Origin of the sequence: Halalkalibacter sp. AB-rgal2, assembly GCF_041821005.1 — a bacterium.
Lineage (GTDB): Bacteria > Bacillota > Bacilli > Bacillales > Bacillaceae_D > Halalkalibacter.
In genome coordinates this window covers 41,671-51,701 of record NZ_JBGUAV010000032.1, presented here as the reverse complement: position 1 = coordinate 51,701, position 10,031 = coordinate 41,671, and the positions used below count along the sequence as shown (strand labels likewise).

Annotated in this window: 7 protein-coding genes and 2 pseudogenes; 7 read left to right on the top strand and 2 right to left on the bottom strand. The window is 38.3% G+C overall.

From position 1 onward, the window contains the following. Window positions 1–369, bottom strand: a pseudogene (locus tag ACERJO_RS18790) (DUF2268 domain-containing putative Zn-dependent protease); the annotation flags it as partial. Between the two features lie 342 nt (window positions 370–711). Between ACERJO_RS18790 and ACERJO_RS18785 the strand changes: the two are divergent. The 3 genes from ACERJO_RS18785 (at window position 712) to ACERJO_RS18775 (ending at window position 2,931) form a co-directional block, all read left to right on the top strand. Next, entirely contained in the window at window positions 712–933 is a 222-nt protein-coding gene (locus ACERJO_RS18785) for a hypothetical protein (RefSeq protein WP_373648503.1), read from the top strand. Window positions 934–1,231: 298 nt separating this feature from the next. After that, window positions 1,232–2,242 (top strand): DUF3231 family protein, encoded by a 1,011-nt coding sequence (locus ACERJO_RS18780; RefSeq protein ID WP_373648502.1) that lies wholly within the window; start codon window positions 1,232–1,234, stop codon window positions 2,240–2,242. 182 nt (window positions 2,243–2,424) lie between these two features. Then, window positions 2,425–2,931, top strand: a complete 507-nt coding sequence (locus tag ACERJO_RS18775; RefSeq protein WP_247106832.1) for a DUF3231 family protein — start codon at window positions 2,425–2,427, stop codon at window positions 2,929–2,931. A gap of 73 nt (window positions 2,932–3,004) precedes the next feature. Here ACERJO_RS18775 and ACERJO_RS18770 read toward each other — a convergent pair. Beyond that, window positions 3,005–3,157, bottom strand: a pseudogene (locus tag ACERJO_RS18770) (IS5/IS1182 family transposase); the annotation flags it as partial. Window positions 3,158–3,372: 215 nt separating this feature from the next. Between ACERJO_RS18770 and ACERJO_RS18765 the strand changes: the two are divergent. The 4 genes from ACERJO_RS18765 (at window position 3,373) to ACERJO_RS18750 (ending at window position 10,000) form a co-directional block, all read left to right on the top strand. Next, the gene (locus ACERJO_RS18765) at window positions 3,373–4,068 is read left to right on the top strand and encodes a hypothetical protein (RefSeq protein WP_373648501.1); all 696 of its coding nucleotides are present in this window, start codon (window positions 3,373–3,375) and stop codon (window positions 4,066–4,068) included. A 199-nt stretch (window positions 4,069–4,267) separates the two neighbouring features. Beyond that, window positions 4,268–5,221, top strand: a complete 954-nt coding sequence (uvsE, locus tag ACERJO_RS18760; protein WP_373648500.1) for a UV DNA damage repair endonuclease UvsE — start codon at window positions 4,268–4,270, stop codon at window positions 5,219–5,221. Window positions 5,222–5,849: 628 nt separating this feature from the next. Then, window positions 5,850–7,382, top strand: a complete 1,533-nt coding sequence (locus tag ACERJO_RS18755) for an NADH dehydrogenase subunit 5 (protein WP_373648499.1) — start codon at window positions 5,850–5,852, stop codon at window positions 7,380–7,382. Next, a complete protein-coding gene (locus ACERJO_RS18750) occupies window positions 7,382–10,000 on the top strand; it encodes a DUF2309 domain-containing protein (protein ID WP_373648498.1) in 2,619 nt (872 codons plus the stop codon). Before ACERJO_RS18755 ends, ACERJO_RS18750 begins: the two co-directional genes overlap by 1 nt. Window positions 10,001–10,031 lie beyond the last annotated feature (31 nt).

Here is a 10,031-nt window from a genome sequence, read left to right as displayed (position 1 = left end):
TTTTTTCGGATCTGCTATATACAGTCCGAACCTCAACTCATCGGAACGAATCATTAAGTTATTTTCTTCAAGGAACTTAATGCAATCATTCAATGTTTTTTCGACCGTTTGAAGCGCTTGAGCCTCCTTTAAATGTTTTAATGCTATTTTGCCTATTTCGGTATCCGATACACGAAGATAACCAAGCATATTTGTAGCCATTATGACATCATAGCCATTTGGTTGCTTTGCCTTTAATGGAACATTGATCGTGTTCCACATTTCTTCAAAGGGCTTCATCATTGAGTACCGATAAAAATATTCCCTATCACTTTCCATGGAAAACAATGCTTCATATTGTTCAATTGTGTCTTCTATTATAAATTTCATAACTACCACCTTTTTCAATTTTATTCATTTAGCAAATGTGTCTTATTTACAAGTATGGTCGTATCATGAGCATATACATACTCCAATACGTTCACATCCATCTTTTTCGCCTTTCATTTATGACTATAAAGTATTACGTAGCGTAAAAGTCAATGGAGTGAGTTGTGATTTTTTTTGTAACGTGAGTTCCTTAGTTTATTGAGCAAGGACAGAGGAAATAGTAAAGTATTTATTAATGCTAAGGGGTTTGAAATATATGTAAATCTTAAATGAATGGATTTTTTGTTTGTATTTGGACACCTTAAAAATGGTGGAAAAATTCAAATCGAGGTGAAATCGCTAATGGCATCAAGACGTCATCAATTATTTAACCTAATGATAATCATACTTCCATGGCTATCGTTACTATTTATAGGTAAACGTACGATTAAAAGATATTCATTAGCGAGTATTATAATAGGGATATTAGAGGTTATAAATCATATTATTGGCCACCAACGAAAATGGTGGAGTTTTATGAAAAGCCAAAATCATTTATTAGGGATGAGTTCCCTTTTGATCTAGGTCCCTACTTCCCCGTTACTTAAACTTTCATATGGGAATTTCAAAAAGTTTATATTAGTTAATGCTCTTGCGAATGGAATGTTTGCATTTTTCGGTATTCCTTTACTTGAAAAATTAAAGATTCTTCGTTTAAATCGGATAAGTTACTTTCAATTCTTTTTATATATTCACTACAAGGCGTATTTATTGTATGGAGTGCAATATTTGTTAGAAGAAAAATATAAGAAATAAGTCAGGACTGTCGGTTATGCGCAAATGAATGTTATTCTGAGGAAGCTACATTTTGGAGGGAGTTATATTGAGCCAAGGAAAACAAATTAGACTCACATCAGGAGAGATTGCCCAACTTTGGGCTCAATACATGAGTGATAGTGCAAGTATCTGCATGCTCACTTATTTTTTAGAAAAGGCTGAAGATACTGATATTAAGTCTGTCATTGCTTATTCCTTAAAGTTGTCACAGTCTCATATTAAAAAAATAACTTCCATTTTTACTGCGGAGAAACATGAAATACCGCATGGTTTTAAGATAGAGGAGGATGTGGATATACATGCTCCTAGATTGTACTCTGATAGCTATGTATTAAATTTTATTCATCAGATGTCCATGATTGGACTTACTACTTATTCGGGAAGTTTATCATCTTCTGTAAGAGCAGATATAACAGACTACTACAGCAAATGTCTTTCAGAGACCATGCAATTAAATAAAATGACAAAGAATGTATTATTGTCAAATGGTCTATTCATAAGATCACCTTACTTACCTAATCTAGAAGAAAGTAAATTTGTTAGCAAGCAAGGATTTTTATGGGATGTATTTGGTGACAAAAGATCATTAGTGGCATCAGAGGTAGCAAATGTATTTGCTAATTTCCAGAGAAATGCATTGGGAGTAGCTACCCTTATTGGATTTTCTCAGGTGTCACAGGGGAAAGATGTCAAGAAATTCTTTATAAGAGGAATAGAAATTGGAAAAAAGCACACTAAATTATTCGGGGGGAAATTGGAGGAAAGTAATCTCCCCGTTCCTACTTCATGGGCAGCAGAAATAACAAACAGTACGACTTATACATTTTCGGATAAACTTATGATGTTTTATACATCTACTTTGATAGCTTTAAGTGTTGGTTACTATGGTACAGGTATTTCTCAAAGTCCAAGAGTAGATTTAGGTGTTATGTATAACCGATTATCTTTAGAAATTCAATTATACTCTGAGGATGGGGCTAATATTATGATAAAAAATAAATGGTTAGAACAACCTCCGATGGCACTAAATAGAGAGGAATTAATAAAAAATAAATAAAATTGGAGTATGTATTTAATAAGAATTTCTGAGCATGGATAAAAGATTAGGTTGGAAAAACATATACATTGTAAAAAAATATGCGATTGATCAATATTTCTTGAAGACTGGGATATCCTATCATTGTACTGAATTGGAGTGATCTAAATTTGAATTTAAATTTCGTTAGGAGGATATCAACAATGGGAATTTTAAGTGGAAATCCGCAAGAAGAACCGATGCATTACGGTGAGGTATTTGGCACATGGACCTTTTTACATGGCGCTAAAACGGCATTAATCTCTCACCAAACATTATTGAATCATGCAGGTGACGAGGATTTAAAAAAGCTTCTAATAAGTATGATGGAAAATGCGAACCAAGAAATTGAGCAATTAGAAAAGCTATTAAAAGAGAACGAAGTCGCATTACCACCTACTGCACCAGAACGTCCGAAAGCCGATTTAGAATCAATACCGGTAGGAGCGAAATTCAATGATCCTGAAATTGCTGCAATGTTAACTGCCGATATTGGAGCGGGTCTTATTTCTTGTAGTAAAAATATGGCACAGGGAATAAGAGAAGATATCATTATGATGTTTGGTCAGTTTCACACACAAAAAGCAACACTTGGTGGAAAGCTATTACGCTTGACAAAAGAAAAGGGCTGGTTAGTACCACCACCATTACATTTAAGTCAAACTGAATAGATGAATGCTGGGACAAAACCCTCTGAAATGAAATCCGGTGAAATTTTACGACAAGTAAAATCTCACCGGATTTTATTCTCTTGAGATTCACCGCAAATATCGTGGTAGCAGCTTGAATTTGCATACCAAACAGAACCGAGGATGATACAATTTTTAACCCGTGTCTATTTTTTAATTCGCTATTTTTTGCTTCTATTTTATAACGTGACTTTGCCATGTCTTTAAACTCTTCTGTTTGTTCCCGGGAGCGAGGGCAAAGCTCCCTTTCAAGTCCGAAGTAAACGAGCCCTTTTTCAGTGGCCTCGAAGTATCGCTTACTGAATGTGACATCCAGTTAAATACCTACTCGAATGAATACTAGGAAAAATTTGTACAACGACTAAAAACTATCCCATTTTAGTGTTATCATAAATGGAGATTATGTAAAGAAAGGGGAAAACGTTGAAAAAAAGTTATTTGCTATCTACTATACTATTGATTATGCTCATAGGATGCCAAAGTTCACCGACGGAGCAACCTGCAGTTGAAGAAGAACAACAAGCGCAGTCTTCGGACGAGGGAAATGATGGAACTGAACAATCAGTACGAGATGAACAAAATAGTGAAATGGTGATCACTGTTGAGGAGATTCAACAGATTATAGAAAATGGAGACACATCATTTGAAACGCAAAGTCCACTAGTTGGGGTTGGAGATACATATGAAGCCTTTGTCGATTTCTTCGGTGAGCCGGATGAGGGGGCTGGTATCTATTACTTATTTTTAAATAGTTACATGCCATTGCTTGTGAATGAGGTAAATGATGTGATGCAAGTTGTAGGTGTTCACTTGATTTTTGAGAAAACAGATTATCCGGCGCGAACTCTTGAGGAGACAATGGAAGAAATCGCTGCCTTCATTCCAACAGATGCCGAGGAGATCGACTTTTATGAACTTCCAAATGGACATGGCGTTGAATATTATTATGAAAGTAACTATATTGCCGATGTTTTTCGTGATCACATCTTTGAATTGGAGGAGCCAGGCGGCTTTTCCGTGCAAGCCACCTATGCTTCTGGTTCGCAAAAGGAGCTGTTTAGAGAAGTTGTTGTGACCGTTGGATATAAGGAAGATCCTGAGGGGGAAGAGGATCGTTAATTCAAGGCTGTGTTGTGCCTCTTTTTGGGGTTAGGTGTGTAAGTATTCGTGTTCATGGGAATGGTCATGTTTTCGTTAGTGAGTATAATAGGAATTACGTTACAGTAGACAGGCCTTTTTGGATATGAAAGATCACACATGATTGTCTCTCCCCATACAAATACTATGATTATCGACAAGAATAAGGTGGATTGATGAAATGAGACTTAGATTCGGCTATGTGTCAACAGCACTATCTCTGTGGGAGGCATCTCCCTCTCGAACGTTAACCTTTACAAAGTGGTCTAAGATGGAACGAGATCAGCGGAGGGAGAAGCTACTTCATGTGACAAGGCATAATTTGCAGGCAACGATTCGAATGCTGCATTATAATATTGCTCACGGTATTGAGCTGTATCGCATGTCTTCTTCACTCGTGCCACTCGCAACTCATCCGGAGGTGAAGTGGGATTATGTTACTCCCTTTCAAGATTTATTTCAAGAGATCGGTGAACTTGTCCAGCGCTACTATTTGCGAGTGAGCTTTCATCCAAATCAATTTACGCTCTTTACGAGTCCTGAGGAGCATGTGACGATTAATGCGATTCGTGATATGACGTATCACTATGATATGTTGGAAGCGATGGGTTTACATAAGGATGCTAGAATCAATATTCATGTAGGTGGTGCATATGGAAATAAAATAGAGGCACTCGCGCGATTTAAGGATAATTTTTCAAAATTGGATAAGAAGATTCGCAAGCAAACTACGATTGAGAACGACGATAAGACATACACCGCTCTTGAAACGTTAAATGTTTGTGAGGAGCAAGGACTTCCTTTTGTATTTGATTATCACCATCACTGGGCAAATTCGCTAGAAGGTTCATTGGATGTGATCATACCAAGAGTCTTTGTAACGTGGGAACATACGGGAATGCCACCGAAATTTCATTTGTCTTCGCCGAAATCAAATAAAGCGATACGAGCTCATGCTGATTACGTTGACATTGATTTTGCTCTTCCTTTTATCAAAGCTCTCAAAGCCTACGGACAATCAGCCGATATTATGATTGAAGCGAAGTCGAAGGATCAAGCTGCTCTGAAGCTTGTTGAGGAATTAAGTCAGATACGTGGGTTTAAACGTATTAGTGGAGGGGCGATTGAGATATAAGGAAAGCTCTGAATCCTTTTCAAGACAGGGATCAAGTATCTATCAAAACAGAAGATCGGCAAAGAATCTCCCCTGTCACATCTGAATGTCAGACGATATGAGGACAACACTTGAAATGAAGTGAAAGTTAATCTTTATATATTTGTCTGCTGAAGAGAAATTATTGTTGACAATTCCTATAATAAGGTATATATTTTTACATAACTTAATAATCGATAGATGTTTATTTTTAGTTTCATAATTAATAAGGTCTTTAGCATTCTTTTAATATATAATATTGAAGTGGATGAAAAAGCTTCCTTAAGTATAAAGAACGAGAGAGTGACATAAATCGGTATATTTATAATCTAGTGATTAGATTATGAAATATACCGATTATTTTTGGCAAAAAAATGATAAACATGTATGGATTATATCCTTTATGAAGGTAGCTCTTCAAAAAACGTAAGTTAGTTGAAGTGAAGCCGACAATTTTCAAGATTCAATGATTTTCTTTATCATTGAAGATTTGAAATTGTCGGCTTTTTTTTTTTTTATTGGGGAAAAACACATCATGCAGGGGAAAAGTACGTATGTTATCTGAATCTGTCTCATCATACGTTTACGTCACTTAAAGGAGGAATGCTAAATGTTAGCTTTCATGAGTTCATCATCATTTTTAACCTTATTTTTTATCGTGCTTATCATTTCTTGTCTAAGCGGACTATTGTTTTTACACCCAAGGATTCCCTTACGGTTTGTACGGATTCATATTAGTATTGTAACCCTGCCACCATTGGTTTCCTTATTAGCTCTTGTTAATACTAGTGTGAATGGTGTAGTTGGTCTTTGGTATGTAGATTCGTTAGCATGGTTGTTGGCTTTCTTTGTTCTTTTAATTGGTTTAATCATCCAGCGTTTTTCCGCACGTTATTTAATGGGAGATCGCTCGTATCGAAAATATTTCATGCTGTTTACATTCACTACAGGGGCTGCTTCTATTGCATGGTTAAGTGGTGATCTTCGCTTATTGATCATTTGTTGGGGGCTCACTCTTATAGGATTAACCGTATTGATAAGGTTAAATAGTAGATGGAAAGTAACGAATGAAGCTGCTAAGGTTTCTGGTCGTTTATTTGCATTAAGTTGGTTCGCTTTGTTAATCGCTATCATATGGCTTTCGCAAGCCACTGGGCAATGGCAGTTATCGCTAGCTCTAACGAATGAACGTTTAGTTCTACTTGAAGCATGGGAGGTAACGGGCATTAATTTATTGATTGTATTAGCGGTTATTATCCCTGCAGCCCAATGGCCTTTCCAACGGTGGTTAATAGAATCTGTTGTCGCTCCTACTCCTATTTCCGCTATTATGCACGCAGGCTTAGTCAATGCGGGAGGAGTGATTCTAACTCGGTTTTCACCCCTTTTTAATGGCGATGTAGCTCAGATTGTTTTACTTGTTTTCGCGAGTGTTTCCGTCTTAATCGGTTCAGGTATTAGCTTAGTTCAAGTCGATTATAAGCGCCAGTTAGTTGGCTCAACGATTACACAAATGGGGTTTATGCTCATTCAATGTGCGCTAGGTGCATATTTAGCAGCCATTATTCATCTTGTATTACACGGTTTGTTCAAAGCGACGCTGTTTTTACAGGCTGGCTCGGCAGTACGACGTTATGAAGCAGTAACTCGTATTAATGAACGTTCTTCTTATTTCTGGGTCATCGCTGGACGTGCATTAGGCTTACTTGCTGGGGTTGCCTTTTGGCTCCTCGCTCCTGGAGAAGGGTATCAATTAGTTAGCGCACTAATCTTAGGGTGGGCATTATCCGTTTCTTGGACACAGCTCGTTGCATTTGGAGAGGGAAGAATGGGACGACTTGCAGGCGTTTTCTTGTTGGGAGGCTTTGCCATTGTTTACTTCATCACTCATAGCCTGTTCTTTGGGTGGTTGCATACGACTGGTTATCAAAGTGTTCAGCCTCCAATGTCAGTAGTTATCTTTGTCATAAGTCTTTTACTGTTTGGTAGTGGTGTAGGTACTTGGGCTGCTCGTAACCGTTCTTCTCTGTTCTTTGCTGTACTCTACCTTTGGTTAGTACGTTTAGGTGAAGCAAAGTCGAAGGCGGTAGATAGTCATCCAACCTATCTTAAACAATATTTTTCACAAGGAGGTAATCGCTGATGGGCATGACATCTGTATTGGTTAAAGAAACAAATGAACAAGGAAAGGATCTAAATACTGATTCTCAAAAAACGGATATAAACGTGTTAGTAAAATCAGCTAGCCGAGTTATTGCACCGCTTTGGCCTATTGCAACGTTTGCGGCACGTCATCCATGGATGGGCCTTGAAACACAATCTTTTGAACAGGTCGCAAGGTGGTTGAAAAATACGCGAGATGTGGATATTTATCCTAGTGCTTCGATGATTCAATCGGCAAAGGATCGAGGGGAAATTGATGAAACCTTTCTAGAATTGGGATTACAGCGTTGGCTTTCCTCACATTCTATGAATATACCACGGGAGATGGCAGAGCGCTTCTGTCGTGCTTCCATAAAGTTGGATCCGTTACCTACTAATCTTATGTCTTCACCTGAGTTACATACATTGGTAGATGGACTAAGTGTCTTGAATCCGGAACGTAACCCTTCAATGAAACCTTTAAGTTCGTATGTTAAGAATCAAAATAGTGAAAAAATCGTAAATATTCTCGATCATCATATGATCAAGTGGTGCAAATTTTACCTTGATGATTCACAGGCTGGTTGGACAATGCCCAATCGTGAGAAAGGATTTTATCATGCATGGCAACAGCTTATTTCGCATGATCCTGCCCTTAGTAAAGGTCAGCGTAACCTCTTAAAAGATTGGCCACAAGAGGCTCATGTGGCTTTAACACAGGTATTATCTGCACTAGAAATCCCTGAGTCAGAGAGGCAAAGCTATTTAGAAGATCATTTGCTTTCTTTACCTGGGTGGGCAGGGATGATGCTTTGGCGGTCGCAACAGTCGTCCCATGAACGTTCGCTTCTAACGGAATATTTAGCCGTTCGAATATCGATGGAGTGGGTTTTTATAAAACCTTACTTACCTATAGCAAATCAACAGTCTGATAAGGAAGTTTCGGTTGCTTCGCTTTTAGCAGCTTGGATTCACTGGGGGAATCTTACAATCGAGGAATGGACCCAGATGTCTAATATCGAACAAAACGAATATTTGACCTTTGCTTACCGTTTTGATGAGACGATGCGAAGAAAGCTATGGTTGGAAGCATGGGAACAAACGTATACAGAACAATTAAGTGAGAAGATTCATTCGAAACAAAGTGTGAAGAATGATAAAAAAACATTAGCTCAATTTGCATTTTGTATAGATGTACGTTCAGAGCCCTTTCGTCGCAAGCTGGAAAAAGAAGGGCCATTTGAAACCATTGGTATTGCTGGCTTCTTCGGATTACCAATTGCAACTAGCGAGCTTGGTAGTACACATTGCCATTCCTCTCTGCCTGTTATACTCAAACCGCAACATACAATAAAAGAGTCTGCAGATACAAGTGAACTCAAGCAATATCAACAGCGTAAGCAGGTGGCTAATTCACTAGGCTATACATTTCATAGAATGAAACAGAATGTATTTGCGAGCTTACTTTTACCAGAAATCAGTGGACCTTGGCTTAGTTTACAAATGGTAGCGCGGAGTTTTGTTCCTAGAAGAGCAAATGGTGTCATACGTAACCTTCGAGAAGCATGGCTACGCAAGCCTGATACAAAGATTTCACTTCAGCATGTTCATGACACAGAAGCAGATATACCTGTTGGTTTTTCTGAGGAAGAGAAGGTTAATTATGCACGACAAGCTTTGTCAATGATGGGGCTGACAAAGAATTTCGCACCATTAGTTGTAATTTGCGGACATGGAAGTCAAAGTACGAATAATCCGTATGCTGCTGCTCTAGACTGTGGTGCATGTGGCGGTGCGGCAGGTGGATTCAATGCAAGAGTTTTAGCGGTTTTATGCAACCTTCATGAAGTAAGAGAAAGTCTATATACGGAAGGAATTGAAATCCCAGAGGACACGGTTTTCGTGGCTGCTGAACATAAAACAACGGTGGATGATTTACATTGGCTCTATGTTCCTAAGCTTTCGCAATCAGCTCAAGAAGCGTTTGATCATATTAATGCTGTATTACCGAAAGTAAGTAATGATGCAAACGCAGAGCGCTTATCACAATTGCCTAATTATCACTCACATTTTAAAAATCCGAAGACAGAGGCACACCGATTTGCAGAAGATTGGAGTGAAATACGTCCAGAATGGGGTCTGGCACGTAATGCTGCTTTTATTATCGGTCAACGAGATTTGACTGAGGACTGTAATTTGGAGGGGAGAGCTTTTCTTCATAGCTATGATTGGAGACAGGATCACAAAGGTGATCTTCTCGCTAATATCATTGCTGGACCAGGGACGGTGGCTCAATGGATTAACTTACAGTATTATGCTTCCACTGTGGCCCCTCATTACTATGGGAGTGGAAATAAGGCAACACAAACGGTTACAGCAAGTCTTGGTGTGATGCAGGGGAACGCAAGTGACTTATTATCTGGGTTTCCTTGGCAATCTGTCATGAAATCAGATAATGAGGCTTATCATTCACCCTTACGATTATTAGTGGTGATACAAGCACCACGGGAGTATGTAGAAAGACTACTAAATCATGATCCAACGTTCTCTCAAAAAGTTGAGAATGGCTGGATTCGATTGGCCACGGTCAATCAAGAAGGATATTGGGAGAATTGGTAATCGGTATATAAAGTGAATGAATAGAACTTAT